The sequence below is a fragment of the Geothrix fuzhouensis genome, from assembly GCF_024609325.1.
Classification (GTDB): Bacteria; Acidobacteriota; Holophagae; order Holophagales; family Holophagaceae; genus Geothrix; species Geothrix fuzhouensis.
The window spans coordinates 1-25,376 of the sequence record NZ_JANHMQ010000001.1 but is presented as its reverse complement, the minus strand read 5'-3'; the positions used below and the strand labels follow the sequence as shown (position 1 = coordinate 25,376).

22 protein-coding genes and 1 rRNA gene are annotated in these 25,376 nt (G+C 65.8%); 8 read left to right on the top strand and 15 right to left on the bottom strand.

Going from position 1 to position 25,376, the window contains the following annotated elements; all coding sequences use genetic code 11:
- Positions 1 to 443: 443 nt before the first annotated feature.
- Positions 444 to 1,277: a hypothetical protein gene (locus tag NOV74_RS00115; protein ID WP_257308202.1), complete on the top strand. Its 834-nt coding sequence runs from the start codon at positions 444 to 446 to the stop codon at positions 1,275 to 1,277.
- Positions 1,278 to 1,480: 203 nt separating this feature from the next.
- Positions 1,481 to 2,032 (top strand): hypothetical protein, encoded by a 552-nt coding sequence (locus NOV74_RS00110; protein WP_257308201.1) that lies wholly within the window; start codon positions 1,481 to 1,483, stop codon positions 2,030 to 2,032.
- A gap of 3 nt (positions 2,033 to 2,035) precedes the next feature.
- On the opposite strand, the gene NOV74_RS00105 is transcribed toward NOV74_RS00110, so the two are convergent.
- Genes NOV74_RS00105 through NOV74_RS00085 form a run of 5 tightly spaced genes read right to left on the bottom strand, consistent with a single transcriptional unit; the run spans position 2,036 to position 7,848 of the window.
- On the bottom strand, positions 2,036 to 3,112 hold the full coding sequence (locus NOV74_RS00105) for a virulence RhuM family protein (protein WP_257308200.1): 1,077 nt from the start codon (positions 3,110 to 3,112) through the stop codon (positions 2,036 to 2,038).
- Between the two features lie 37 nt (positions 3,113 to 3,149).
- Positions 3,150 to 6,083: a helix-hairpin-helix domain-containing protein gene (locus NOV74_RS00100; RefSeq protein ID WP_257308198.1), complete on the bottom strand. Its 2,934-nt coding sequence runs from the start codon at positions 6,081 to 6,083 to the stop codon at positions 3,150 to 3,152.
- A 13-nt stretch (positions 6,084 to 6,096) separates the two neighbouring features.
- On the bottom strand, positions 6,097 to 6,435 hold the full coding sequence (locus NOV74_RS00095) for a hypothetical protein (RefSeq protein WP_257308195.1): 339 nt from the start codon (positions 6,433 to 6,435) through the stop codon (positions 6,097 to 6,099).
- Positions 6,432 to 6,683 carry a BrnT family toxin gene (locus NOV74_RS00090; RefSeq protein ID WP_257308194.1) on the bottom strand — a complete coding sequence of 84 codons (252 nt, stop codon included), beginning with the start codon at positions 6,681 to 6,683 and terminating at the stop codon, positions 6,432 to 6,434. The genes NOV74_RS00095 and NOV74_RS00090 overlap by 4 nt, the downstream gene beginning before the upstream one ends.
- Before the next feature lie 37 nt (positions 6,684 to 6,720).
- Complete coding sequence (locus NOV74_RS00085; RefSeq protein ID WP_257310537.1) at positions 6,721 to 7,848, bottom strand: Y-family DNA polymerase; 1,128 nt, start codon at positions 7,846 to 7,848, stop codon at positions 6,721 to 6,723.
- A gap of 234 nt (positions 7,849 to 8,082) precedes the next feature.
- On the opposite strand from NOV74_RS00085, the gene NOV74_RS00080 reads away from it, so the two are divergent.
- The gene (locus NOV74_RS00080; protein ID WP_257308192.1) at positions 8,083 to 8,625 is read left to right on the top strand and encodes a hypothetical protein; all 543 of its coding nucleotides are present in this window, start codon (positions 8,083 to 8,085) and stop codon (positions 8,623 to 8,625) included.
- A gap of 10 nt (positions 8,626 to 8,635) precedes the next feature.
- Positions 8,636 to 9,169, top strand: a complete 534-nt coding sequence (locus NOV74_RS00075) for a hypothetical protein (protein ID WP_257308191.1) — start codon at positions 8,636 to 8,638, stop codon at positions 9,167 to 9,169.
- A 107-nt stretch (positions 9,170 to 9,276) separates the two neighbouring features.
- Here the strand turns inward: NOV74_RS00075 and NOV74_RS00070 are convergent, their stop codons facing one another.
- Positions 9,277 to 9,711 carry a molybdenum cofactor biosynthesis protein MoaE gene (locus tag NOV74_RS00070; RefSeq protein WP_257308189.1) on the bottom strand — a complete coding sequence of 145 codons (435 nt, stop codon included), beginning with the start codon at positions 9,709 to 9,711 and terminating at the stop codon, positions 9,277 to 9,279.
- Positions 9,712 to 9,765: 54 nt separating this feature from the next.
- Between NOV74_RS00070 and lat the strand changes: the two genes are divergently transcribed.
- Positions 9,766 to 11,106, top strand: a complete 1,341-nt coding sequence (gene lat / locus NOV74_RS00065) for an L-lysine 6-transaminase (RefSeq protein WP_257308187.1) — start codon at positions 9,766 to 9,768, stop codon at positions 11,104 to 11,106.
- Complete coding sequence (rnhA, locus tag NOV74_RS00060) at positions 11,103 to 11,546, top strand: ribonuclease HI (RefSeq protein WP_257308185.1); 444 nt, start codon at positions 11,103 to 11,105, stop codon at positions 11,544 to 11,546. The genes lat and rnhA overlap by 4 nt, the downstream gene beginning before the upstream one ends.
- A 127-nt stretch (positions 11,547 to 11,673) precedes the next feature.
- Here rnhA and NOV74_RS00055 read toward each other — a convergent pair whose 3' ends face one another.
- The 3 genes from NOV74_RS00055 to NOV74_RS00045 form a co-directional block, all read right to left on the bottom strand.
- Complete coding sequence (locus tag NOV74_RS00055; protein WP_257308184.1) at positions 11,674 to 13,500, bottom strand: TonB family protein; 1,827 nt, start codon at positions 13,498 to 13,500, stop codon at positions 11,674 to 11,676.
- A gap of 88 nt (positions 13,501 to 13,588) precedes the next feature.
- Positions 13,589 to 14,266 carry a hypothetical protein gene (locus NOV74_RS00050; RefSeq protein ID WP_257308182.1) on the bottom strand — a complete coding sequence of 226 codons (678 nt, stop codon included), beginning with the start codon at positions 14,264 to 14,266 and terminating at the stop codon, positions 13,589 to 13,591.
- Positions 14,259 to 15,680 (bottom strand): sigma-54-dependent transcriptional regulator, encoded by a 1,422-nt coding sequence (locus NOV74_RS00045; RefSeq protein ID WP_257308179.1) that lies wholly within the window; start codon positions 15,678 to 15,680, stop codon positions 14,259 to 14,261. The genes NOV74_RS00050 and NOV74_RS00045 overlap by 8 nt, the downstream gene beginning before the upstream one ends.
- A 66-nt stretch (positions 15,681 to 15,746) precedes the next feature.
- On the opposite strand from NOV74_RS00045, the gene NOV74_RS00040 reads away from it, so the two are divergent.
- Complete coding sequence (locus NOV74_RS00040) at positions 15,747 to 18,077, top strand: ComEC/Rec2 family competence protein (RefSeq protein ID WP_257308177.1); 2,331 nt, start codon at positions 15,747 to 15,749, stop codon at positions 18,075 to 18,077.
- Here NOV74_RS00040 and NOV74_RS00035 read toward each other — a convergent pair.
- From NOV74_RS00035 to ettA, 4 genes are read right to left on the bottom strand one after another with little or no spacing between them, the layout of a single operon-like run.
- The gene (locus tag NOV74_RS00035; RefSeq protein ID WP_257308175.1) at positions 18,046 to 18,627 is read right to left on the bottom strand and encodes a phosphorylase family protein; all 582 of its coding nucleotides are present in this window, start codon (positions 18,625 to 18,627) and stop codon (positions 18,046 to 18,048) included. The two genes, NOV74_RS00040 and NOV74_RS00035, sit on opposite strands and share 32 nt — an antisense overlap.
- A 9-nt stretch (positions 18,628 to 18,636) precedes the next feature.
- Positions 18,637 to 19,494, bottom strand: a complete 858-nt coding sequence (locus NOV74_RS00030; protein ID WP_257308173.1) for a DNA cytosine methyltransferase — start codon at positions 19,492 to 19,494, stop codon at positions 18,637 to 18,639.
- 8 nt (positions 19,495 to 19,502) lie between these two features.
- Positions 19,503 to 20,123, bottom strand: a complete 621-nt coding sequence (locus NOV74_RS00025) for a hypothetical protein (RefSeq protein WP_257308172.1) — start codon at positions 20,121 to 20,123, stop codon at positions 19,503 to 19,505.
- Positions 20,120 to 21,817: an energy-dependent translational throttle protein EttA gene (ettA, locus tag NOV74_RS00020; protein ID WP_257308170.1), complete on the bottom strand. Its 1,698-nt coding sequence runs from the start codon at positions 21,815 to 21,817 to the stop codon at positions 20,120 to 20,122. The genes NOV74_RS00025 and ettA overlap by 4 nt, the downstream gene beginning before the upstream one ends.
- Positions 21,818 to 22,024: 207 nt before the next feature.
- Between ettA and NOV74_RS00015 the strand changes: the two genes are divergently transcribed.
- Positions 22,025 to 22,420 (top strand): DUF6982 domain-containing protein, encoded by a 396-nt coding sequence (locus NOV74_RS00015; protein ID WP_257308169.1) that lies wholly within the window; start codon positions 22,025 to 22,027, stop codon positions 22,418 to 22,420.
- A 4-nt stretch (positions 22,421 to 22,424) separates the two neighbouring features.
- Here the strand turns inward: NOV74_RS00015 and ppdK are convergent, their stop codons facing one another.
- Positions 22,425 to 25,139: a pyruvate, phosphate dikinase gene (gene ppdK / locus NOV74_RS00010; protein ID WP_257308167.1), complete on the bottom strand. Its 2,715-nt coding sequence runs from the start codon at positions 25,137 to 25,139 to the stop codon at positions 22,425 to 22,427.
- A 116-nt stretch (positions 25,140 to 25,255) separates the two neighbouring features.
- Positions 25,256 to 25,371 (bottom strand): 5S ribosomal RNA (gene rrf, locus NOV74_RS00005).
- Positions 25,372 to 25,376 lie beyond the last annotated feature (5 nt).

Below are 25,376 nucleotides of genomic sequence, written 5' to 3'. Positions count from 1 at the left end.
AAAAGCATTCAGCCACTGATGAACGGTGATTCACAGTGATTGGGCCCTGGCAGCACCTAGCCTGGGCTCCACCCAGGGGTACCGTCGTCGCGCCCTTTGAAAGCGCGGCGGCGGTGCCCCTGGGTGACTTCCGGCCCCGCCGGAAGCCGCCGAAGGCGGGCCCATGCGGGGGCCTGCCCTGCTTTATCACCGTCATCACTGAAATCGGTGGCGAAAAAGCATTTTCAATTACCCCACGACCACCGTTCAGGGGTCGATTCAGGCCCGTTCGCCCGGTTATGACGAGCGTCCGACCGACCTGGTGAGAGCATGAGCACGGAACTCCCAGCACCCAGCATTTTATCATCACAACCCAACCAAAGGCACTGCTTACCGCCTGGCCGCACGGTCCGCCTAATTACTGATTTGGCTTCATATTTATCCAAATCCGTCAAGGAGCTTATATGGCAGTAAAAGTTTTTTTAAGTTGGTCTGGTGATCAAAGCAAAGATCTTGGCGAAGTCGTCAGGAAGTGGCTTCCAGGTGTACTTCAGTTTGTGAAGCCCTATTCCACACCTAATGACATCGAAAAAGGAGCACGTTGGGATACAGATATCTCAAAGGAGCTTGAATCATCCAATATTGGAATGATTTTCTTAACCAAAGAAAATCTGCACCGGCCGTGGATACTTTTTGAAGCAGGTGCGTTATCTAAAAAACTCGATAAATCAAAAGTGTGCACTGCATTATTTGGTGTTGAACCTACAGATATCGAAGGCCCACTCGTCGGATTCCAACATACAAGATTTGATAAATCGGATTTTAAAAAATTACTATCTTCAATTAACAAAGAAGCAGGCGAAAGTAAACTTGAACAGGTGGTTCTTGATGAAGTATTCGAAATGTGGTGGCCAAGGCTCGAAAAGGAAATCAACGATGTTCTCACAGCCCATAAATCAAAAATTGCCCCAACATCCAGACCTGAAAGAGAAATCCTTGAAGAGATTCTCGAACTTACCAGATTGACTGCTCGGCATGGAAATGGTGAAACTTCGCATCTAAGCTCGATGGCAATTGATGATCTTTATGAACAATATAGCCTTTTAATAACGGCTATGGAGAAGCAAGATTACAACCTTAGTCATGAAATCACGAAGAAGCTAGGTAATCCAATTAACTACATATGCCGTCGAGTCCGCAGAGAAAGACCTCAGGAAAGGAATTCAAGTAGCATTGTAATGAACAGACCTTCCGGAGATGAATCGGAAAGGTACCACCAAACCCTCTGCTCAACTTGAACCCAAACTGAATGATCTGCACCCATTTTCGTACTCCATCCATCTTAACTCCGTTAAGCACTCACTCACGGGTTGGGCCGGTTATTTATATCCATTAATTACTCCGTTCTCTGTTACCAAGGTCCCCCATAAAACGCCTCCTTCTCCCCTCCGCCCTCCTGCTCTCGCTGCTCGCCTGCACGCCGAAGCCGCCGATCTATGTGGTGACGAGGGCTTCGGCGGACAGCCTTCGGCCCTTGCGGGATGCCGCCTTCCAGTCCAAACCGGTCGCCAAGATCGATCTGCATGACTTCAAGCGGGCGTTCGTCAAGAAATACGGCAGCGAGTCCGCCTTCATCGAGGGGTTCCAGAAGGATCTGGCCCAGTCACTGTCGACAGGCGTGGCGACCGGGGTGGGGTCCACCTATGTCCTGGAGCTGCCCCGGCTGGATGTGGACAGCGTGAGCCTCGGCTACTGGACCTCCGTGGGCGGCGGGCCCCACATGCCGCCGCAGCAGGTCTACCACAGCACTGAATACTGCGTGATCACCCTCGACTACCGAGTCAAGGACGCCTCGGGCCGGGAGTTCCTCGGCGGCACCGTTCGGGAGCAGACCGCCAAGGGCGAGTTCCTGCACCCCAACCAGAGCAAGCTGGCCAACGCCGTCGAGGGCGTCCGAGCCCACCTGGTGGACTATCTGCGGGGCCGCCTCGCCCCCGAAAACGTCGGCGCCCCCGAAGCCCCCAAGGCCGCCCCGGCAACGGCCGCCAAGTAGGCATCAGGCCTTCCGGCTCCTGCTGCTCAGCCGCTTCACACCCTCTACCGCACGGTCAAAATCGGAACTGGGCTCGACGGCCTCGCGGAGGCGCTGCTGGGCTTGGTACCGCTCGAACTCTCCGTCGGCCAATTGTTGGGCAAGCTCCGCCGTCACGCGGCCCGCATCCTTGAGCACTTCGCGCTCGTTGAACTGAAGGAAGGCATCCAGCTTGTCGGCCCAATCCCGCATGGTCATCGCCTGCCGTCTGGAGGCCTGCTCTTCTGCGTAATCGAGATACATGGTGACGATGCGATTGAGGGCCTTCAGTTCGTCCTCGGTGAGGTAGTTCTTGGCCACACCCGCATCGTGTTTTCGGATGCGTCCGGCGGGGGCGTTTTGCCAGGTGGTGAGGCCCATATTCGGCTTGCTGGCATCGGCCCGCGCCTGGATGAGTTCAGCTGCCGTGTGGTGATGGATCGCCCAGTGGAGCTTGTTTTGGACCGTGGCGTAGAACGTGTGCGTCAGGTCCGCATGGGAGTCGTAATCCACGCTGCACCGGGCATAGATGTCAGTGATCTTCTGGTAGAAGCGGCGCTCCGAGGCCCGGATGTCCCGGATGCGTTCCAGCAATTCATCGAAGTAATCCTGGCCCAGATCACGGCCATCCTTGAGCCGCTGATCATCCAGGGTGAAGCCCTTCACCAGGAATTCAGAAAGACGTCCCGTGGCCCACTGGCGGAACTGGGTGCCCCGCGAAGAACGCACCCGGTATCCCACCGCCAGGATCATGTCGAGGTGGTAGTGGGCCAGATCTCGCCGAACCTGACGCTGGCCCTCCGGTTGAACTGTTAAGTAATGCTTAACAGTTGCCTCGGGAGTCAACTCGCCCTCTTCGTAAATGTTGGCGATGTGCTGGATGACGTTGGAAGGAGTGGTCTGGTAGAGGTCGGCCAACCCTTTGAGGGTCATCCAGACCGTCTGTCCATCCAGCCGCACTTGGATGCGCCGGTGGCCATCCTCGGTGATGTAGAGCAGGAATTCCCCTCCCGGCAAGGCGGGCGTTTCCTGGGAGGGCGTCGTGGACTTCCGGGCGGGCATGGCATCCTTCATGGCTGAATTTGTTGATTGTAGAGCCTCATCCGACTTCGAACACCGCCAGCCCGTCCTGCAGGGTCGTCTGCCCGCTGATGGGCACGACGTCGCCCACGCGGAAGGGGCGCTGGCGGCGGCGGATGGTGTCGGGGAAGGCCACGGCTTCGCAAAGGCCGGTGTCGTCCTCGAAGGTGACGAACTGCATGCGCTCGCCTTTCTCGGTGGCCACTTCCTTGTCGGCCACCACCAAAGCCCAAAACCGCAGGCGGCGGCCCGGTTTCTCCCCGGCCAGGACCTTGGCCAGGTCGGCGGCGCGGTCGGGCCCCCCGCCCTTCCGCACGCGGGCGAGGGCGGCGGGGTGGATCTCCAGGGTGAGGCCCATGATCTGCATCTCCAGGTCCGCGCGGTCGAAGGCGTCCGTGGGGCGCGGGCGCACGCCCGGGGGCACGCCGCCCAGCCGCGCCCACATGAGGCGCGTGCGGTCGCCGTCCGGCGCCCAGCGGTCGAAGGCCCCGGCGGCGCAGAGGGCCTCGGCGGTGGTGACCGACAGCTTCACGCGGCCCAGCAGATCGTCGAGATCCGCGAAGGGGCCCTGTTTGTCCCGGTTCTCCAGCAGGGCCTCCACCTCCTTCGCCAGGGCACCCTGCACCTGCATGAGGCCCACGCGCAGGGCCTGCTCGCCCTCGGCGCTGAAGGGCCAGGCGGAGGCGTTGGCGTCGGGCCCCCGCACCACCAGGCGGTGGCGGCGGGCGTCGCCCAGGTAGGCGATGGCGGGGTAGTAGCCGCCCTGGTTGGTGATGACCGACGCGAAGAACACCGCCGGGTGGTGCGCCTTGATCCAGGCGCTCTCGAAGCTCACCTGGGCGTAGCTGGCCGAGTGCGGCTTGCAGAAGGAGTAGCCCTGGAAGGTGCGGATCATGTCCCAGGCCTCGTCCACCGTGGCTTGGCGCACGGCGCGGGACCCGCAACCGCTGCGGAACCGCGCCTCGAAGTAGGGCAGCTTGCCTTCGCAGTCGGGCTTGCCCAGCAGCTTGCGGAGCTGGTCGGCCTCGAAGTGGCTCCAGCCCGCCAGCTCCACGCACACCTTGATGACATCCTCCTGGTAGACCAGCACGCCGTAACTCTCGGACAGCAGCTGGTTGAACACGGGATCGCTGGGCTCCCAGGCCTCTTCGCCACGGCTGCGCTTCACGTAGCGGTCCACCCAGCGGTAGGCGGCGGGGCGGATGAGGCTGCTGTGGATCACCAGCGTCTCGAAGTCGCCCTTCTGCACCCGCTGCTGGAGCTGGCGCGTGGCGGGGCTTTCCACGTAGAAGACGCCGATGCTGTCGCCCCGGGCCAGCAGGGCCTGGGTGTCGGGATCCTTCCGGGAATGGGTGCCGGGATCGGCGGGCACGGCGTCGCCCAGCACCGCGTAGGCATCGCGGATGACGGCGAGGCTGCGGTTCCCCAGCAGGTCGATCTTCACCAGGCCGTAGTTCTCCACGCCGTCCTTGTCCCAGGTGGTGGTGGAGACGCCCTCCTTGGCCGGCGCGGGCTGGAAGGCGGCGTGCTCCCAGAAGGGGCCGGGCGTGATGACCGTGCCGCCGGGGTGGACGGAGAACTGGTGGAAGTGCCCCCGCAGCGCCGAGGCTTGACGCAGGACGATGTCCCAGGCGGGGTTCTCGGCGGCGCGGTCCAGGCCCCCTTCCCAGCCGCGGACGTAGCGGGCCAACTGCTTTAGCTCGCTGTCGGGCCGCCCGTGGGCCTGGGCCACGGCCCGCAGGGCGCCCTTGGCCTTGAAGAAGGTGTGGTTCGCCACCATGGCCACCCGGTGGCGACCGTAGCGCTCGAACACCGACTGGATGACGTCCTCCCGCTCGTCCCAAGCGAAGTCGATGTCCATGTCCGGCGGATCCTTGCGCTCCTTCGTGAGAAAGCGCTCGAACATCAGGTTCGTGGCCACGGGATCCACGTTGCTGAGGCCCAGGGCATAGCTCACCAGGGAGGCCGCGCCGCTGCCCCGGCCGCAGATGCGGGGCATGGCGCCCTGCGCGGCCTGCACGATGTCCTCCACCAGCAGGAAGTAGCGGGCGAACGTCAGCTCGGAGATGAGGTCCAGCTCCCGCTCCATGCGGGCGAGGATGTCTCCGCGGACCACGGGGAAGCGCCGGGCCACGCCCGCGCGCACCTTCTCGCGCAGGAGGGCGTCCAGGTCCGCGCCCTTGCAGCCCAGGGGATTGGCCAGCACCCACTCGCCCCAGTGGATGTTCCAGCCCGAGATGCGCTCCAGGACGGCCGCCGTGGCCCGTTCCACGGCGGGCTCGCAGAAAGGGAAACGCGCCTCCCAGTCGGCGCGGGGGACGGCGGCCTCGGCGGGATCCCACAGGGCCTTCGTGCGGATGAGCGTGGCCTGCGCCTCGATGGCCCGCTTGAGGCGGTGCATCTCCAGACCCTCGGCCGTGCGGAAGCGCAGCACCTGGGGCGCCACCACCTCCAGGCCCGCCGCCAGGGCCTTCCGTGCCTCCTGCGCCCGGCGGGGATGGGCCAGCAGGGCGCCGTAGAGTCCCTCCCGCAGCAGCGCGTCGAGGCCCGCGAGATCCTCGGCCAGCAGCACGCAGTCTTGGGGCGGCTCGGGCGCGCCCAGACCGGGGATGGGCGGATCGTGGTCCAGGTGGGCCTGGGCTGAGAGCAGGCGGTTCAGGGCGGCGTAGCCCGCATCCGTGAAGGGCAGCGCGCCGTAGCCGTGGCCCCGCCAGGTGAAGCGGCTGCCCAGGTGCAGGCGGAAGCCTGTCCAGCGCGGGTCCGGCGGCAGGCCCTCCAGACGCCGGGCCTCGTGGATCCACGCCAGCTCCGCCCGCAGCTTCGGATAGCCCGCCACCCCCCGGTCCCAGCAGACCAGGTCGCGGTAGCCCAGCTGCCGCGCCAGCGACAGCAGCTGCTTCGCCGGGTAGACGCCTTCACCTACAGAGAAATCGGAAATGCCGAGGGCGAACATGGGGGGAGGGACCTCAGGCCCCCCGGTGGTGGATGAGATACTCCACAGCGGCCATTTGAAGGAGCGCATTCAGGGAGAGGCCTTCGGCCTTGGCCCTGGTCTGGAGCTGCTCCAGGAGGGCTTCGGGCAACCGGATGGCCTTCACCACCGTCGGAGCGGCGGCTTCCCCGGCCTTCGGCCGTCCCCGACGCAGGCGAATGGGCGTTCCCAACACCTCCCTGCCCTGGAATGCCCGTTCCGCCCAAGCGGCATCGGCCTCCTGACGGGCCCGCAGGGTTTCCAGGGGTTCGCCTGGTCCGGAGACCTTTTCGAACTCGGCCATGGACATGCGCTTGGCTTTCTTGGAAGTCATGGCGTCCTCCTGCGTTTGGGGCTCATCCAATGCGCGGTGATGACCCGGAATCCCTCGGGGAAAACTCTGGCGAAAGCCACCTTGAGCGTCCGATCTTCCACGGTGGCCTCCAGCACCCATCGGTTCAGCCGGGCGGCATCCGGAAAGACCGTGGCGTCTTCGGCCTGGAAAGCCGCCTCCGCCTGGAATTCGGAGATGCCGTGCCGGGCGATGTGGGCCTGGTTTTCGTCCTCCCAATGAAAGATCACTCCGGCTCCAATAAATGTAGAACAATTAATCCACCTGTCAACACGGAACCTCCCGCCCCATCCACCCCGGCAGGACGGCGCGCTCGGGGAAGCGGCGGCGGAGGCGGGCGAGGGCGGGTTCGAGACGTTCGAGTTTGGCGTTCCGGGGGTCTTCGAAGAGGCCGCGCTCGCGGCCCAGGCCCCAGGCCAAGCGCAACTCCACCTCGCGCACGAGCAGGCGGCGGGTGGCGCCCGCCAGGAAGGCCTGCTGGAGGCGGCGGGCCAGGACCAGGGGCGGGGCCGTGAGGTCCTCGGGGGTGGCCCGCCAGGTGTGGGGTTCGCCGTCCACATCCCACCAGCGCAAGATCAGCGTCCGGGGATGGCGGGGATCGGACCAGAGCCAGTCCAGGCAACGGACGGCCAGCGCCACCTCCTCGGGCAGGCGGGGGGGCTGCAGGCGCCAGCCATGGCGGGCGTGGCCGGGGCGCTCGGTGAGCAGAGGCAGCTTCGGGCGGTCCTCGCCGCGCACCCGGGCCCGCAGGTCCGGCGCGGCCTTGGGGTTGGTCAGCTCCGCCAGCACGGGCAGGGGCACGGGCTGGAGGTCGCCGAAGACCCGCAGGCCCAGGCGGTGGAAGCGGTCGTGGAGGCGCGGGGGCAGGTCCGGCAGGCGGCGCAGAGGCTGGGGGGCCAGGAAGGCGGCCTCGGCCCCCTCCCCCACCCGCTCCAGCTCATGCTCGGCCCGGGCGGCGAGCTGGGCAGCGGTGGCGCTGAGGGACAGGCCCCCGTGGCTGGCCCAACCGCGGCGCTCGGCCAGCTCGTGGCGGATGCGCTCGGCGGTGTCCGCCAGGGGCCCGAAGAGCCGCTGGGTGCCCTGAAGCTCCACCAGGGCCTCGCCCAGGCGGCCCAGCTGGCCCTGGGGCGTCCAGTGCTGGAGGAAGTCGCTCAGGTCGGCCTGGGCCTCCCACCAGACCTGGGGCGAAGGATCCAGCACCCGCAGGCCCGGTGCCCGCCGCAGGGCCTGATCCATGGGCAGGCCCGGGGCCAGCCCCTCGGCCCGGCCCAGGCGGTTCACGAACCAGAGCACCGGCGAACGGGGGCTCTCGGGGCTCAGGAAGGCCAGGGGCCGGCCCCGCAGGCCGCCATCCCGCCCGCAGGCCAGCTGGAACGGCAGTTCGGGAACCCACATCGCCAGCACCGGATCCTCCTGGGGGATCCAAGTATGGCGAAAATTTGGCGAAAATCAAGAAATGAACCCCTGACCTGAGGGGTGGACGGGGCGGCTTCACTTTGCATCGCTTTGATCCTCTTTTCCGCGCTTTGAGGTTTGAATCCGGAAGGCGCTCGGCCCATATTGCCTTCCATTAAGAAATCAACATGCAACATGTCTCTTTACGTGTTTTTTCTAAAAAGGAGGCCCGTCATGCTCAGATCAATCCTCGCCTTGGTCCTCGCGGCTGGCTGCCAGCTCGCCATCGGTCAGGACTGCATCGGCGTCCGGGGCCTGGCCCAGGCCATGCTCCCCACAGACAAACCGCTTCACGACATCGATGGCTGGGGCGGCCCCGTCTACCTCACCCTGGACACCGGGGAGGTGCTGGTGGGCATCTTCTCCGGCCAGGACGGCGACGCCACGTGGCATTCCCACGTGGGCGTGGGCAAGGGCGGCAGCTACACCTTCGCCTTCAATGGGCAGGGTGGTGGCCTCTACCTGGACACCTTCACCACCTCGGTGACCAACGCCACCTACCCCATCCCCAAGGGCCACAACGAAGTCGGGGTCTACCAGGGCTCCCACAAGATCGTCTCCGGCACCGGACGGTTCATCAACGCCTCCGGCACCATCCTCGTCCGGGGCACCTGGATGGTCGCGGGCCCCCTGGCAGACCTTGGGATCACGCCCTTCGGCTTCTGGAACCCCGACATCACCGGCACGATCTGCAACGTCCTGCCGGCGGCCCACTAGGGAGGTGGACATGCTCAAGCATCTGCTCGTTCTCACCATGGCCCTGGGCGCTCAGGGCCTCTTCGCGCAGGCTCCCATCGGCGTGCGGGGAGTCATGCAAGAAACGTGGCCCACCGCCGCCTCCGGGACCCTCCAGGATGGCTGGGGTGGAACCGCCTACCTGGTCCTGGATAACGGCGAGTGTCTCGTGGGCGTCGTGTGGGGCACCGACGGCACCACGGCCTGGCACGGCGCCGTGGGGATCGGCAAGGGTGGACGCTACATACTTGCCTTCAATCCCAAGCCCGGCGTCGGCTTCCAGGACACCTTCACCATCGAGTCCACCAACTCCGCCTTCCCCATGCCCCCGGGCCGCATCGGCCTGAATGGCAATCAGGGGTCCGCGAAAATCGTCGCTGGCACCGGCCGGTTCCAGAACGCGGAAGGCACCTTCCTGGTCACTGGCTCCTGGATGGATGTCCCGGTCGGCCTGCCCAACGGCCTCCTCGCCGTCTGCAATTGCGATATCTCGGGCACGATCAGCAAGGTGCTACCGGCGCCCTGAGCGGTCACCCAAGCCCTTCGCTGCCCATCCCATCCCTTCCCCGGAGGGGATGGTTTTTTTCAATTCGACGATCCTTTTCTCGAAGCGACCGAGAAGGGGGCCGAACCCTACATCTGGAAGCGGTGCGTGCACTCCACCCAGCTCTCGGAGCCATCCTTGTAGCGCTCGCGCTTCCAGATGGGCACACGCTGCTTGATCTCGTCCATGATCCAGGCGGCGGCCTGAAAGCTCTCGGCACGGTGGGCGCTGCTGGTAGCGACGATGACGGCGGCTTCGGTGAGGGGCACGACCCCGATGCGGTGGTGGATGGCGCAGCGGGTGAGACCGTAACGCTCGATGGCCTTCTCCCTCAGCAGGCCCAGCTCCTTTTCGGCCATGGGGACATAGGCTTCATAGGCCAGTTCCAGAACAGGGCGGCCTTCGTGGTGGTCCCGGGCCCGACCTTCGAAGAGAACGAGGGCCCCGGCATGGGGGTCCTCCATGACACTTCGTAAAGCCATCGCCTCCAGAGGCGCGTCCTGAACCGATATCCAGGGAATCATGCGTGTCTCCGCTTCGATCCCAACCATACACTGAACCGTTTCCAGGGGTTCGCCATGTCCAGTCTGCACGTTGATCCGAATGCTGTTTTCGACACCCTCGGCCGCCACATGCTGGTGGACGGCTTCCACCTGGTCATGGACCTGGAGAAATCCCACGGCTCCTGGATCGTGGATGCCCGGGATGGCCGCAAGTACCTGGATTTCTACACTTTCTTCGCCACCACACCCCTGGGCCACAACCACCCGCGCCTACGGGAACCGGAATTTGTCCAGCACCTGGGCGAGATCGCCGTCAACAAGCCCGCCAACTCGGACATCTACACCACGGCCTTCGCGGAGTGGGTGGAGGCCTTCGGCACCCACGCGGCGCCGGACTACCTGCCCCACCTCTTCTGGATCGACGGTGGCGCCCTGGCGGTGGAGAACGCCCTCAAGGCCGCCTTCGACTGGAAGGTCCGCAAGAACCTGGCGGCGGGCAAGGGCGAGAAGGGGTCGCAGGTCATCCACTTCCGCGAGGCCTTCCACGGCCGCAGCGGCTACACCCTGAGCCTCACGAACACGGCCGACCCCCGCAAACACCAGTATTTCCCCAAGTTCCCCTGGCCCCGGGTGCCGAACCCCAAGCTGACGTTCCCCATGGACCTGGCCAAGGTCGAAGCGGCGGAAGCGGAGTCCATCGCCGCCATCGAGGCCGTCGTGGCCAAGGATCCGGATGACATCGCCTGCCTCATCATCGAGCCCATCCAGGGCGAGGGTGGTGACAACCACTTCCGGGGCGAATTCCTGAAGAAGCTTCGCACCCTGGCGGATCGTCACGATTTCCTGCTGATCTTCGACGAAGTGCAAACGGGCTTTGGCGCCACGGGCAAGTGGTGGGCCCACCAGTGGTTCGACGTGCAGCCTGACATCATCGCCTTCGGCAAGAAGGCCCAGACCTGCGGCATCGCCGCGGGCCGACGACTCGATGAAGTGGAAGGCGTCTTCAAGGTGCCCAGCCGCATCAACAGCACCTGGGGCGGCAACCTGGTGGACATGGTGCGCGGCACCCGCATCATCGACGTCATCCGCGAGGAGAACCTGCTGGACCACGGCGTGAAGCAGGGCGAGCGCCTGCTCAAGGGCCTCCAGGAGATCCACCGCGACTTCCCCGAGCTCACCTCGAACCCCCGCGGCCGCGGCCTCTTCTGCGCGCTGGACATTGCCACGCCGGAGCTGCGCAGTGCCGTGGTGGCCAAGGGCCACGAGCTGGGCATGATGGTCCTCTCCACCGGTGAGAAGGGCCTGCGCTTCCGCCCCGCCATGAACCTCACGACCCCGGATCTGGACCTGGGCGTGGAGCTGCTCCGCAAGGCCGTGGCAGAAGTCGCGGCCACATCGCCTACCCTGGTGGGATGAAGATCGAGCTCTACTGCGATGGCGCGTGTCTAGGCAACCCCGGTCCGGGTGGCTGGGGGTACCTGCTGCGTGTCCACTTGGCCGGCGGCATCCAGGAGAAGGAAGGCTCGGGCCCCGAGGCCGACACCACCAACAACCGCATGGAGCTGACGGCCGCCATCCGCGGCCTGGAGGCCCTCACCAAGCCCTGTCAGGTGCTGCTCCAGAGCGACAGCCAGTACGTGGTGAAGGGCATCACCACCTGGCTGAAGGACTGGAAGCGGCGCGGCTGGAAGAAGGCGGACGGCAAGCCCGTGCTCAACGCGGACCTGTGGCAGGCACTGGATGCGCAGCTGGCGCGGCACCACGTGGAAGCCCGCTGGGTGAAGGGCCACGCCGGCCACGCCGAGAATGAGCGGGTGGACCGCTTGGCCAACACGGCGGCGCAATCCTTGACGTAGAAGGGCCGCTTGTCGGCGGCCCTTCGGCGGTGAGGTGGCGGCTTCCCGAGGCGGGTCTCCCGATCCGGGAAGCGGGGGTCCGGGGGGACATCGCGAGCAACGCGAGCAGGCGGTCCCCCCGGAGTGATCAGCGACGCTTGGGGAACTTGTAGATGATCTCGGGCGTCCAGCCGCGAACGGGCCTGCCATCGCGGATGGCGGGGCTGAAGGAGGACTTGTTGGCCGCCTCGATGGCCGCCTCGTCGAAGCCGAAGGCACCAGACACACCTTCGACCACAGACACCTTCAAGGGCTGGCCCTGCTCGCTCACGAACACCTTCAGTCGCACATAATGATCCAGATTCGTCTCCCACCGCATCTGGACGGCCCGGAGGGGGAAGACCGGGACGACCTGGTTCGCGACCCGGGCGGGCTGGTCATTGGCCGTTGAAGCCGCTTGCTGGGACCCGGTGGTCTGGGGCGTGGGCACGGCCGAGGGCGTGGGCACGGCGGCAGCTTGGCGCAGAGCCTCCTGCATGGGCTGAGGCTTGGGTGCCTCCTGCACCGGCGGGGCCGCGGCGACTTTGGTCTGGGAGGCCTTCTTCTGTTCGGCCAGCTTCTGTTCGGCCAGCTTCTGTTCAGCCAGCCGTTGCTCTGCGGCCTTCTGCTGCCGCTCGAGATCCAGCTTGCGCTGCTGGTTCTCTTCGAGCTGCTTCTGGATCTTCACCTTCTCCTCGACGGACTTGGTTTCGCTGAGCTGCTTCTGGAGCTGAGCGGTCTTCTCGGCCTCGGCCCGGGCTTTGGCGTCAAGGTCGGCCTTCTGCTGCTCCATTTCCGCCTTGATCCGCTGGAACTCCACCAGCTGCGCCTGGATGGCCGGATCCACCTTGGGCCGGCCGAAGAACATGTAGCCCAGGCCCAGGATCACCACCGCGGCGAGGCCGCCGCCGATGAGGAGGGTGGTGTTCTTCTGGCTGGCCTGCTCCTCCGCATGGCCATCGATATGCTCGGCACGGGTGGCGCCGCTGCGCAGGCTCTCACCGGCGGCCGTGTAGGCGAGGAAGTTGTCGCCCTGCTCAGCCTTCATCGCCGTGGCATCCCGGTCGTTCTCTTCCCGGAAGAGCGTGTGCATGAAGAAGGCCATGTTGAACGTGGTGGGGCTGTACTCGCCATCATAGAGGACACGCTCAAGCTCAGTGCTGAAGGCCTCCACCGTGGGGAACGGCTGCCGGCCCAGCAGCAGGCGGCCAAGGAAGGCGCGGATCTCTGCAGGCAGGGCTGCTTCTTCCTGGGCGGCCTTGAGGGTGGCCCGATCCAGGACGGCCTCGAGGCCGCCGCTGGTGGGCAACTGTTCGAAGGTGAGCAACTCGTAAAGCACGGCGCCCAGGGCGAAAAGATCCTGCTGGAGGGCGTCATTATCGGGGCCCTGGAGGTAGGGGGTGAGCTTGCGCTTTGCCATGGGGGCCTTGGCCAGCATGCTCTTGGCGATGGCGGCGAAGGGCGCATCCACGATCTGGGTGGCCCCCTCGAAGCTCACCCACACGCTGTAGGGGCTGAGAACGCCGTGGCTGACGCCCTTGGCCTGCATCTGCACGATCCCCTGGGCGACGCCCTGAATGACCGTCAACGCGTGGTCCACACCGAAGGGGATCTGCTCCTGCTTGGCCTTCTCGATGAGCTGGGCGAGGTTGCGGCCGGGGACGTAATCCCAGGCCACGTGCGGTGCCTTGGCGGTCTCCAGGCGATAGCCCATGCCAAAGATGCGGGCGCCGCCGAGCAGGGGCACCACTCGGCCAGCCTCAGTCAGGCGCGTGTTCATGCCCGCCTGGAGCATCTCCTCCGAAAAGGTCCGCACCAGCATGTGGCGATCGAAGTTGCTCCCGGAGATGACCACCGCCCGGTGCACGGAACCGAAAGGATCAGTGGCCAGTTCGGAGGCCAGGAGGTAGGACCCGAGGCGGGTATAAGTGCCCATGACTTCTCCAGAGGGATGGTTGGAACGATAGCCCGAAAGTCGCGATTCGCCTAGCCCATGCGGGGAACGGGAACTTTCGTGGGATCCCTCACCGCTCCTCCGGCTGGGAAGGGATTTCCCACTGATCACCAGCCGCTCGCCAGGCAAGGATCCAGACATTCGCCGTGGCGTAGACGCCATTGGAAAAAGCCAGCTGCAGTTGAGCAAAGGGGACGGACAGGTCATCCCAGGGGCCGATCCGACGACCCGTTTCTTCATCGAAGTACTCCCGGAGCCGGCGGTTCCGTTCCTGCTTGGTGGCCAGAAGGCGGCGAAGGGCAGCTCCCGGATCAAGGCCGCCTGTGGCGGCCCAATAGGTTTCCTGCGTCACCAGCAGGTGGGCCAGGTTTCCATCCGCGTAAGCCTCGAAGCTTTCCCGGAGCGGGCTCAAGCCTTCCATGGCGGAGGGATCCGTCAGCAGCTGGACCTGGTGGGCCAGCACGCCGAGGTCGCGGACGATGTCCTCGGGACGGCGGTGCTCCTCACTGAGGCGGAGGACCGTGCGGAACTGGGCCTCCACCTGCTCCACCGTGGGCGGCTGGTCGTTGGCCACGCCCCGGGCACCCTCCATTAGCGCCCGGGGGTGGGCCCGCAAGATGGCGGCCATGCTCCGGGGCAGAAGGCGGACGGCTTTGGCCGTCTGGGCCTCGTGGACCTTGGGCGACCATGCCCCCAGGGGAAGGCTGGCCAGCAGGAGGCCCAGGACGATGCCTCTCGGATCACGCATCGGGGATCTCCACAGCTGGGGTAGGCACGGCGGTTTCGGCCAGGGGATCCAATGGGATGCCCAGGGCCCGGAGGCGGTGCAACAGGGTGGTGCGACGCAGGCCGAGGCGCCGGGCTGTTTCGCTCTTGTTCCAACCCGTGGCCTGGAGGGCTTCGAGGACCAGGTGGCGCTCCAGGTCCTCCATAAAATGGCCCAGATCCTGGTTCTGGGGCAGCCGCGGGAAGGCCGGGGAAGGCAGCAGTCCGGCCACCGAGGCCGGAAGATCCTGGTGCAGCAGGCGGTCGGGATCGGAGCCCAGGGCCATGGCCCGCTCCACGGCGTTCTCCAGCTCGCGCACATTTCCCGGCCAGGCATAAGCCTCCATGGCCTGTAGGGCGGCGGGTTCCACCTGCTTGAGGGGAAGATTCAACTCCCGGGCGAACTTGCGCAGGAAGTGGGCCACCAGCACGGGGATATCCTGGGGATGCTCGCGCAGGGGATGGATCTGCACGGGGATCACGTTCAGCCGATAGAACAGATCCTCCCGGAACCGCTTCTGCTCCACGAGACTGCCGAGGTCCTCGTTGGTGGCGGCCACCAGGCGGAAGTCGGCCTTCAGGGTGCGTGCCGAACCCAGTGGGGTGAACTCACGCTCCTGGATCACCCGCAGCAGCTTCACTTGCAGACTCATGGGCATGGTGCCGATTTCGTCCAGGAACAGGGTTCCCCCCTCCACCTGCTGCATGCGGCCAGGACGATCCGTGCGGGCATCTGTGTAGGCGCCGCGCACGTGACCAAAGAGCTCATCCTCCAGCAGCGTCTCCGGGATGGCGCCGCAATGGATGGGAATGAAGGGCCCCTGGGACCGCGGGCTCCACTGGTGGATGGCGCGTGCCGCCAATTCCTTGCCGGTGCCGGAAGGCCCCGTGATCAGCACCGTGGAGGGTGAAGGAGCTACCCGCCGGAGCAGGGCCTGGAGCTTCTGCCAGGTGTCCGAGCAGCCCACCATCTGGGGCCCTGTTTCCTGGCCCTGGATCTGCTCGCGGAGCCGCTTGTTCTCCTGGTTCAGCTGCGATTTCTCGATGGCCCGCAGCAGCGTATGTTCCAGTTCCTCGGTGCGGAAGGGCTTGGGCACATAGTCGTAGATGCCCATGCGCATGGCCTGGAGCGCCGTTTCCACCGAGGTGGATCCCGACAGGACCACCACCACCGTGTCGGGCTTGGCCACCGCCTCCCGGGCCAGATCCAGGCCATTCAGATCCGGCAGCATGAGGTCCACCACGGCCAGATCGAAGAATTCGTTTCTCAGGAATTGGGCGCCCCGGCGCCCCGAGCCCGTGCCCACCACTTCGTGCCCATGCCGAGACAGCAGGGTGCCCACCACCTCGAGGATGGTGGGGTCGTCGTCCACCAACAGGGCCCGGGCCGGGTTCATATCTGTCAGAGTCCCGGCCCTGGACCGCCCTGTCAAGGTTTGGACAGTCCAGGTAGACTTCCCCCCATGCTCTCCAGATCCAGTCTATGGCAGCGCCTGTCCGGGGCCTCGCTCTGGCCTTTGGCCTGGGCCATGGTCGCCGCCTGCGCCGTGCCCTGGCTGGTGCCGGAGCGTTGGGACGGCCACTTGGCAGGCAGGTGGGTGGCACTCGGCGCTTTGGTCTGGCTGCTCACCCTGCCCTTGTTCCGGACCCACCGCTGGACCGTGGTCCCGCTCGCCCTGGGGCTGGCAGGCATGACCTGCCTGGGGCTCGCCCGCAAGGCCCGGTGGGAGACGGCCCTGCCCTTCGGGTTCCAAATGCTGGAAGGTCGGATCGATGCGCCCTGGACCTTACAGGGCGAACGCTTGCGCAGCCGGATCGAGCTGTCCGCCCCCGAGTCCATGCGGGGTCTCGCGCTGCCCCTGACGGTCCCCGCCGATGGCGAGCAGGCGCCGCCTCCGCCCGGCACGCCCGTGCGCCTGCGTGCCGAGCTGCGACCCGTCCAGCCTGCGCCGGTCTTTCTCGCGGAACGTCCCCTGTGGCGGGCCCGCAGCGACGAGGCGCCCCGCCGTATCCACTTGGCCTCGGCGCAACTGATGGAACCTCTGGGAGCGCCGCGCCCGTCTTGGCTGCTGCGTCTCCAGACCTTCGCCCGGCGACGGTTCGAAGCCCTTCCCCTCGATCCCACGGCAAGGGATCTCTGGGGCGCACTGGCCCTGGGCATTCCGCCTGCAGACGAAGCCCACTTCAGCGTCTTCGCCGAGAGCGGCACGATCCACATCCTGGTGGTTTCCGGCCTCCAGGTGACCCTCGTGATGGTCGCGATCGAAGCCCTTCTGCGCCGTCTGCGGGCGCGCGGACCGGCCGTTGGCGCCATCGCTGCGGGCCTGCTCTATTCCGCTCTGGTGGGCTTCTCGGCACCCGTGTGGCGCGGCCTCTTCATGGGGGTCGCCTGGGCCGTGGGGCGGTCCAGCGGGTGGAAGCTGCCCCCAGTGGCGGGCCTGCACGTGGCGTTGCTCCTCTGGCTGCTGGGCCATCCGGCGGCAGGCGTGGAGCCCGGCTTCCTGCTGGCCTGGTGGGCCCTGCTGGGCCTGCTCTGGGGGGCGGAACCCCTGGCTGGCCTGCTATCGCCCCTGCTGGGCCGCCTCGCCCTGCCCTTCGCCCGGCTGGCTGCGCCCTGGCTGTCCACCCTCCCGCTGCTGGCCCTGTTGCACGGTGGCGCCCCCTGGTGGGGGATCCTGGCCAACCTGCTGGTGCTGCCACTGGTGGCCTTTCTGACCCCGCTCTGTCTCCTGCTGATCCTCGTGCCTCTGCCGGGGATCACTCAGGGCGCCGCGGTCATTCTCACCTGGATGGGCGATCGTCTGGTGCCCGCCCTCACAGGCATCGCGCCACTGGCCACGGGCCTGCTCTGGCCCTGGCTCCTGCTGGCGTTGGGCTGGCTGGCCTTGGCCCACCTCCAGGCGCAGCTGCGCCGCACCCGTGCCCTGGCCGTGGGGCTCGTCCTCGCCTCCCTGGGCCTGCTCGCCTTCCGTGGCGTGGGCCGGGTACCGGACAGCCTGTCGTTGGAGGCGGTGGATGTCGGCCAGGGCGACGGCCTGCTGCTGCGGGTGCCCGGCGGCGATGCCACCCTCATCGATACCGGACCCAGCCCCTGGACGGGCCGTCGCCTCGCGCGCGTGCTAAGCCGGCGGGGCGTACGGGAGCCCGTGCACCTCGTGCTCACCCATGCCCACGGCGATCACGCGGGCGGCTGGGCCACCCTCGCTCGCATCTGGCCCCTGGCTTCCACGTCGGTCCCGGTCACCGCCGACGATGAGGATCCCTGGGACCCCTTCCGGCCGGTTGGCAGAACGGATCCAGTCGGCCTGCTGCGCGGTGATGCCTGGACCCGTGGTGAAGCGGCCTTCAGCGTGCGCTGGCCGACCCGCCCATTCGCGCTGCCGGACGCCAACATGGTGTCCGTGGTGCTCCGTGTCACTTGGCGCGACCGTGACCTTTGGCTGATGGGCGATGCCCTGGCCATCCAGGAGCGGGACCTGCTGGATCTCGGGGACCCGGGAGCCTCGCCGCATCGCCTGCTGAAGGTTGGGCACCACGGTAGCCGCAACGCCACTGATCCAGCCTGGGTGGCGAGGCTGAGGCCGGAGGTGGCCCTCATCCCCGCGGGCCTGCGCAACCGCTTTGAGCATCCCCATCCTGAAACGCTGGAAACCTTGCGTCAGGCCGGGAGCGCCTGGTGGATCACGGGACCCAGCGCGGGTGTGCGGGTGTCCGCGGTTGCTGCAGGTTGGCGTGTGGAAACCGGGGACGGTGCCGAGGTGGTCACTCCCCTTCGAAATAGCCCGAGGCCCTGAGCGCTTCCACCAGCCTCCGGCTGCCCTCGGCATGGTTGGCCTTCCACTGGGCCGGGGCTTCGGGGCCCACGTCGTTCACCACCACCAAGGCCCCTCCGCAGGGCACCCCGGCCGCACGGCAGGCCGCGAAGACACCCGTGAGTTCCAGGTGTTCTGCCGGCGCCACGGAGGCCAGCAGGCTCGCGCCTTCGGAGGTCTTCGTGATGGCGGGCGGCACGGCCACGGCCTGGCTCGGCAACGGCCCTGGAAGCGTTGAAACCCAGCGGATGCGCTCGAGACCCGGCCGGTAGGCGCCGCCCCGCCGCTCTTCAAGGGAGGTGGCGATGGCTTCGGAAGCCCACAGACACTCGAACAGCGCCAGCCGCTCGTCGTAGCGCCCGCACGTACCCAGAAAGAGCACCGCCTCGGGCTGCCGCTCCACCAGCAACCGGGCCGTGGCCACCGCCGCGGTCACAGCGCCGATGCCAACGGTAGCCGTCTCCCAGCCCGCAGGCGGATCTTCCGCGAGGAGACCCAACTCCGGGGTGAAGGCGGAAAGCAGGAGACGCATGGCTAGAGTTTACAGGTGATCGAGCGCCCAGGCGGCGACAGGGATGGACAGGCCGTTGCCCAGCAGCCGGTAGCGGGCTTCGAGGGGCAATCCTTCCGGAAAGCGGAAACCTTCCGGGAGCCCAAGCAGGCGCGCAACCTCCGAGGGTGAGAAGCGACGCACGCCGCGCTCGGTTCTCAGGAAGGAACCACTGCCCACGTAGCGCTGACCATAACCGCCGATGAAGCAGGTGCTGCGGCGGTCTTCGGGCGTGACGAAGTCCATGCCGTAGTGGTGGCGGGCGAGGGTCTCGGGCCGAAGGTACAATTCCGGGTCCTCCTCCGCGTCCAGGAAATCGGACAGGGGACGGGGTGGAAGGTCTGGCAGGGGACGAACTTCCAGGGGTTGCCGCGAGGCCACGATGAACGCTCTGTTCCGCTGGTTGGGGAGGCCGAAGTGGCTGGGGCAGGCCTGGAGATCCAGTTGATGCATCCCGTGGGCGCGGATCCGCTCCGCCAGCAGGGCATGGGCGTCCGAGCCCAGAAACCCGGGGACGTTCTCCAGCACCAGCTTCTCCGGCGGAAATTCACGGAAAAGGTCCATGAGATGGCGGAAGGCCCGGGAACGGCGATCCTCCAAGCCCTGATGGTTCCCCATGCGGCAGAACGGCTGGCAAGGCGGGCTCATGACCCAGGTATCCGCGCCATGCGCCGCTAGGTCCCTCAAGGGCACGGTGGCCAGTTCCCGCGCCTTGGGCTTCTCCCCGTGATTCAGCGCGTAGGTGCCGTTGGCGATTTCGCTCACGTCATAGGCGGCGACAACTTTGCCCCGATCTCCGAGAGCGCAGCGCCAGCCCCCGAGGCCCGAGAACAGTTCAAGAACGCGCACGAGGGACCCTAGCCGCAGCCGCAGCTTCCGCAACCGCCACAGGAAGCGGCCTGGAGGGTGGTGACTTTGGCCAAAGTGCGGCCTTCAACGAACAGGCGCAGAGCCAAGGCGATTCCGGTGACAGCGTCAGCACAGGGGAACCAGCGGCCCAGGAGCCAGCCCACGAGGACCAGGACCGTGAGCTCCAGCAGGGTGCGGGTACGTGCGGCATCGAGTTCCAGGCTTGGCTGGACCCCAGCCCAATCCCGCTTCGCGAGCCAGAGGGGGGTTATAAGCCCGGCGGCCAGGATCGCCAGGCCCAGGGCGGAGAAGCCGGCCTGCGGCGAACGGTCGCCCATGAGCGCAGCCACGGAAGTCAGGACGACACCCAGAGCCAGAAGACGCAGGAGGTGGCTGACGGTTCGCAGAGTGAGGCGTTCACGGTTCAGACCCCGGTTCCCAAACCCCTCCCGAATGCGCTGCCAGACACCCAGCGAAGGGATTACCTGCAGAAGACAGGCGGCACCGAAGCCCCAGAGGGCGATGACACTTTCCGCGAGCCCCAGCCACAGCGCGGCTCCGCCCACAAGGAGGAGGGCTCCGGCCGCCAGGAGGGCCAGGCGGGAGGCTCGGGAGTCATCCGCCGTCATCGCGTCAGCTTCCGGTACTTGATGCGGTGGGGATCGAAGGGCTTCAGGCCCAGCACGTCCTTGCGGTACTCCTCGTACTGGCTGTAGTTCCCGTCGAAGAATTGCACCTGGGAATCACCCTCGAAGGCCAGGATGTGCGTGGCCAGGCGGTCCAGGAACCAGCGGTCGTGGCTCACCAGGACGGCGCTGCCGGCGAAGGATTCGATGGCCTCCTCCAGCGCGCGCATGGTGTTCACGTCCAGGTCGTTGGTGGGTTCGTCGAAGAACAGCAGGTTGGATTCGCTCTTCAGGGTGAGCGCCAGGTTGAGGCGGTTCTGCTGGCCGCCACTGAGCTCGGAGATCTTTTTCTGCTGCGAGTCGCCGGAGAATCCGAACCGGCTCAGCCAGGCGCGGGCGTTGATGAGCTTGCCGCCCAGCTCGATCTGCTCATAGCCGCCGGACACGGCCTCGAATACGCTCTTGTCGAGGTTGAGCCCCGAGCGGAGCTGATCCACATAGGCCATGCGAACGGTTTCGCCGATGCGGATGGTGCCTGCATCCGGCTGCTCCTGGCCCGTGAGCAGCCGCAGCAAGGTGGACTTGCCGGCGCCGTTGGGGCCGATGATGCCCAGGATGCCGGCGCGGGGAATGGCGAAGGTCAGGTTCTCGAAGAGCACGCGGTCGCCATAGGCCTTGGAGACCCCATCCAGCTCCGCCACCAGGTCGCCCAGGCGCGGGCCGCTGGGGATGTAGATCTCCAGCTCCTGCTCTTTCTGCCGCCCTTCCTCACCCGCCAGCCGCTCGTAGTTGGCGATGCGATCCTTGCTTTTGGCATGCTGACCCTTGGGCGACATGCGGATCCACTCCAGTTCGCGCTCCAGGGTCTTCTGGCGCTTCTGGTCGGACTTCTCCTCCCGGGCCAGGCGCCCCTGCTTCTGCTCCAGCCAGCTGGAGTAGTTGCCCTTCCAGGGGATGCCTTCACCGCGGTCGAGTTCCAGGATCCACTCGGCCACATGATCCAGGAAGTAGCGGTCGTGGGTGACGGCGATGACGGTGCCTTTGTAGTCCTGGAGATGCTTCTCCAGCCAGGCCACGGTCTCGGCGTCCAGGTGGTTGGTGGGTTCGTCCAGCAGGAGGATGTCCGGCTCCTGGAGCAGCAGACGGCAGAGCGCCACGCGGCGACGCTCGCCGCCGGACAGCACGCCGATCTTCGTGTCGGGGTCCGGGCAGCGCAGGGCGTCCATGGCTTGTTCCAGGCGCGAATCCAGGTCCCAGCAATCATGGGCGTCGATCTTCTCCTGCAAGGCCCCCTGCATGGCCAGCAGCCCATCCATGTCGGCATCGGGATCGGCGAACTGGTCGCTGATGGCGTTGTAGTCCTTCAGCCAGCCCACCTTCTCGGCGGCGCCTTCCTCGACGATCTCCCGGACGGTCTTGGTTTCGTCCAGCTTGGGTTCCTGGTCCAGGATGCCCGTGGTGTAGCCCTTGCTCAGCACGGCCTCGCCGTTGAAGTCGTGATCCACGCCCGCCATGATGCGCAGCACGGTGCTCTTGCCGGAGCCGTTGAGCCCCAGGACGCCGATCTTGGCGCCATAAAAATAACTGAGCGATATATCCTTGATAACAGGCTTGTTATTATAAATTTTACTGACCCGCATCATGGAATAGATGATCTCGGGCTGATCCGATGAAGCCTTGGTCGCGGTCTTGGCCATGATTCGCTCGAAAAAGGCAATTCTATCGCGCTTATCGCCTTAGCCTCGGCCCAGGTTTCTCTTCCAGAGACGTCCTGGCCGAGGGATTCCATCATTCTTTGAGGGATGGGTCTTGCACTGGGAACCAATGGCTTGTAATTTAAATGCATCAATTTCCATATTCGGGCAAATTTGATGTCCGTTGGCATTAGTGGCCTGGAGACTTCCATGAACCAAGTGGTGGCGCGATTCCTGGACGGAACGACCCTGAAGGGTCAGACCAACGACTTCCTTCCGGCAAAGGACCGCTTCCACATCTCAACCAATGGCAGCCTCGATGCGAAGCCCCAGGAGGTGAAGGTCCCTGACCTCAAAGCCCTGTACTTCGTCCGGAGCCTGAGCGGCGACCCTGAGCACCATAAGACCAACGAGTTCCCCCCCCAGGCCCCGGTGCCGGGCCGGAAAGTCCGGGTGACCTTCAAGGATGGTGAGGTGCTAGTGGGGACCACGCAGGGCTACCAGCCGGGCCGGCCGGGTTTCTTCCTGCTCCCGGCCGATCCGCGCTCCAACAATGAACGGTGCTACATCGTGACGTCCGCCACCCAGACTGTGACCTTCGTGTAGGGCGTCAGTCCAGGGCCGCCTGAGCCGCCGCCAGGGTGGCGATGGGCACGCGATAGGGGCTGCAGCTCACGTAGTCGAGTCCCACGTGGTGGAAGAAGTTCACGCTGCGGGGGTCGCCGCCGTGCTCGCCGCAAACGCCGAGCTTGATCCCCGGGCGCGCCGCACGGCCTTTTTCGCAGGAGATGCGCACCAATTCGCCGATGCCTTCCTGATCCAGGCTCTGGAAGGGATCGTCATCCAGGATCTTCTTTCCGACATATTCGGGGAGGAACGTGCCGGCATCGTCGCGGCTGAAGCCGAAACCCATCTGGGTGAGGTCATTGGTGCCGAAGCTGAAGAACTCGGCCTCCGCAGCGATCTTGTCGGAGGTGAGAGCCGCCCGTGGAATCTCGATCATGGTGCCGATGGGGCAGGCGAACTGAGTACCGCGCTCCTGGTTCACCTGGGCGATCTCGTCCAGCATCTCGGTCTTGGTGTAGGTCAGCTCACGCACGGTGCCGATGAGGGGGACCATGATCTCGGGGTAGGCCTTGATGCCCTTGGCGGCCACGTTCAGCGCAGCCTCAACGATGGCGCGGACCTGCATGCGGATGATCTCGGGGAAGGTGATGCCCAGGCGGCAACCGCGGTGGCCCATCATGGGATTGAACTCGTGGAGCTGCGTCACGCGACGCTCGACGGTACCGAGATCGACGCCCAGCACCTCGGCCATCTCCCGCTGGCCAGGCTCATCCTGGGGCAGGAACTCGTGCAGGGGCGGATCCAGCAGGCGGATGTTCACCGGCAGACCATCCATCGCCGTGAAAATGCCCTCGAAGTCCTCGCGCTGCATGGGCAGGAGCTTGGCCAGGGCCTTCTTGCGGCCTTCGGTGTCCGTGGCGAGGATCATTTCGCGGACGGCGAGGATGCGTTCGCCCTCAAAGAACATGTGCTCGGTACGACAGAGGCCGATGCCCTGGGCCCCGAAGGCCCGGGCCACCGCCGCATCGTGGGGGGTGTCGGCGTTGGTGCGGACCTTCATCCGCTTGGCCTCGTGGCTCCAGGTCATGATCTTGGCGAACCGCTGGTAGAGCTCGCTGTCCTCGGCCTTCAGGCGGCCGTCCACCAGCACCTGGTTCACCTCGGAAGGATGGGCGCTCAGCTTCCCGGCGAACACCTCGCCCGTGGAACCATCCATGGAAATCCAGTCCAGGCCTGCTTTCAGTTCATGCGCGCCCACCTTGACCACGCCGCGCGCCACGTCGATCTGCACCGCCGAGGCGCCGCAGACGCAGGGCTTGCCCATGCCGCGGGCCACCACGGCCGCATGGCTGGTCATGCCGCCGCGGGCCGTGAGGATGCCCTGGGAGGCCACCATGCCCGAGATGTCCTCCGGGCTCGTTTCCACGCGCACCAGCACGACCGGGCCTTCCTGGGCCATCTCCTCAGCCTGTTCGGCCGTAAGCGCGATGCGGCCTGTGGCTGCGCCGGGACCGGCATTCAGGCCCTTCGTCAGCAGGTGGCCCTCCTTCCGCAGCCGGTCCTTTTCCTTGGGATCGAAGACGGGCGCCAGCAGCTGGGAGAGGCTGTCCGCGTCGATGCGCTTCAGGGCGGTGCGGCTGTCGATGAGGCCTTCGTCCACCATGTCGATGGCGATGCGGATGCCGGCCATGGCCGTGCGCTTGCCGTTGCGGGTCTGCAGCAGGTAGAGCTTCCCGCGCTCGATGGTGAACTCGATGTCCTGCATGTCCTTGAAGTGGGTCTCCAGGCGCTTGCAGGTGGCATCCAGCTCGGCGAAGGAGGCCGGCATGGCCTCCTCCAGGCTCTTCAAGCCGGTGCCATCCGCCTGGGCGCGCGTGATGGGCTGGGGCGTGCGGGTGCCCGCCACCACATCCTCGCCCTGGGCGTTGATGAGGTACTCCCCGTAGAACAGCTTCTCGCCCGTGGCGGGATCGCGTGTGAAGGCCACACCGGTACCGCAGTCGTCGCCCATGTTGCCGAAGACCATGCTCTGGACGTTGACACCCGTGCCCCAGTCGTCGGGGATGCGGTGCAGGCGACGGTACGTGATGGCGCGAGCCGTGTTCCAGCTTTCGAAGACAGCCCGGATGGCGCCCCAGAGCTGCGCCATGGGCTCCTGCGGGAAGGCCTGCCCGGTCTCCTCCTGCACGATCTCCTTGAAGGCCGCGACGAGGGTCTTCCAATCCTCGGCGGCGAGTTCGGTGTCCTGGTGCCTGCCAAGCCGCTCCTTGGTCCGCTCCAGCTCAGCTTCGAAGAGGGCGTGCTCCACACCGAGCACCACGTTGCTGTACATCGTGATGAAGCGGCGGTAGGAATCCCAGGCGAACCGCGGGTTACCGCTGGCCTTCTCCAGGGCCACAACCGTGTGGTCATTAAGGCCGAGGTTGAGAACCGTATCCATCATGCCGGGCATGGAGACCCGGGCACCCGAGCGCACGGAAAGCAGCAGGGGATTCTCGTGGGAGCCGAAGCTGCAGCCGCGCACACCCTCCAGCCACTTCAGGGCATCGAGCACTTCGGTCTTGAGTTCTTCGGCGAGCTGGCGGCCGTTGATGTAGTAGGCGACGCACTGTTCGGTGGTGAGCGTGAACCCTGGGGGTACGGGAATGCCCAACCCGGCCATCTCAGCCAGGTTGCATCCTTTGCCTCCAAGAAGGTTGCGCATGGCGGCGCCGCCTTCGTTACGGTTTCCCCCGAAGGTGTAAACACCTTTGCTCATCAGATCCTCCACACGGAACTCCCAGTGTATCCGGCGAAGCCCGCAAAAACCCGCTTGGATCCGGAGCAGGGGTACGCAAAAACGGGCCACCCTTTGGGGGTGACCCGTTCGATATAACGTCGCAGCGACCTACTTTTCCACTCCTGTGAGGAGCAGTATCATCGGCCCTCCAAGTCTTAACTGCCGTGTTCGGGATGGGAACGGGTGTGACACTTGGGGAAAAGCCACGACGAAGGG

Coding starts and splice junctions, on each gene's coding strand:
- NOV74_RS00035 (WP_257308175.1), bottom strand. CDS start 18,627: ATGCGTCTCCTGCTTTCCGCCTTCACCCCGGAGTTGGGTCTCCTCGCG.
- NOV74_RS00050 (WP_257308182.1), bottom strand. CDS start 14,266: ATGCGTGATCCGAGAGGCATCGTCCTGGGCCTCCTGCTGGCCAGCCTT.
- NOV74_RS00080 (WP_257308192.1), top strand. CDS start 8,083: ATGCTCAGATCAATCCTCGCCTTGGTCCTCGCGGCTGGCTGCCAGCTC.
- NOV74_RS00045 (WP_257308179.1), bottom strand. CDS start 15,680: ATGAACCCGGCCCGGGCCCTGTTGGTGGACGACGACCCCACCATCCTC.
- NOV74_RS00070 (WP_257308189.1), bottom strand. CDS start 9,711: ATGATTCCCTGGATATCGGTTCAGGACGCGCCTCTGGAGGCGATGGCT.
- ettA (WP_257308170.1), bottom strand. CDS start 21,817: ATGGCCAAGACCGCGACCAAGGCTTCATCGGATCAGCCCGAGATCATC.
- NOV74_RS00015 (WP_257308169.1), top strand. CDS start 22,025: ATGAACCAAGTGGTGGCGCGATTCCTGGACGGAACGACCCTGAAGGGT.
- NOV74_RS00040 (WP_257308177.1), top strand. CDS start 15,747: ATGCTCTCCAGATCCAGTCTATGGCAGCGCCTGTCCGGGGCCTCGCTC.
- NOV74_RS00105 (WP_257308200.1), bottom strand. CDS start 3,112: ATGCCCGCCCGGAAGTCCACGACGCCCTCCCAGGAAACGCCCGCCTTG.
- NOV74_RS00095 (WP_257308195.1), bottom strand. CDS start 6,435: ATGACTTCCAAGAAAGCCAAGCGCATGTCCATGGCCGAGTTCGAAAAG.
- ppdK (WP_257308167.1), bottom strand. CDS start 25,139: ATGAGCAAAGGTGTTTACACCTTCGGGGGAAACCGTAACGAAGGCGGC.
- NOV74_RS00115 (WP_257308202.1), top strand. CDS start 444: ATGGCAGTAAAAGTTTTTTTAAGTTGGTCTGGTGATCAAAGCAAAGAT.
- NOV74_RS00075 (WP_257308191.1), top strand. CDS start 8,636: ATGCTCAAGCATCTGCTCGTTCTCACCATGGCCCTGGGCGCTCAGGGC.
- NOV74_RS00085 (WP_257310537.1), bottom strand. CDS start 7,848: ATGTGGGTTCCCGAACTGCCGTTCCAGCTGGCCTGCGGGCGGGATGGC.
- lat (WP_257308187.1), top strand. CDS start 9,766: ATGTCCAGTCTGCACGTTGATCCGAATGCTGTTTTCGACACCCTCGGC.
- rnhA (WP_257308185.1), top strand. CDS start 11,103: ATGAAGATCGAGCTCTACTGCGATGGCGCGTGTCTAGGCAACCCCGGT.
- NOV74_RS00025 (WP_257308172.1), bottom strand. CDS start 20,123: ATGACGGCGGATGACTCCCGAGCCTCCCGCCTGGCCCTCCTGGCGGCC.
- NOV74_RS00100 (WP_257308198.1), bottom strand. CDS start 6,083: ATGTTCGCCCTCGGCATTTCCGATTTCTCTGTAGGTGAAGGCGTCTAC.
- NOV74_RS00055 (WP_257308184.1), bottom strand. CDS start 13,500: ATGGGCACTTATACCCGCCTCGGGTCCTACCTCCTGGCCTCCGAACTG.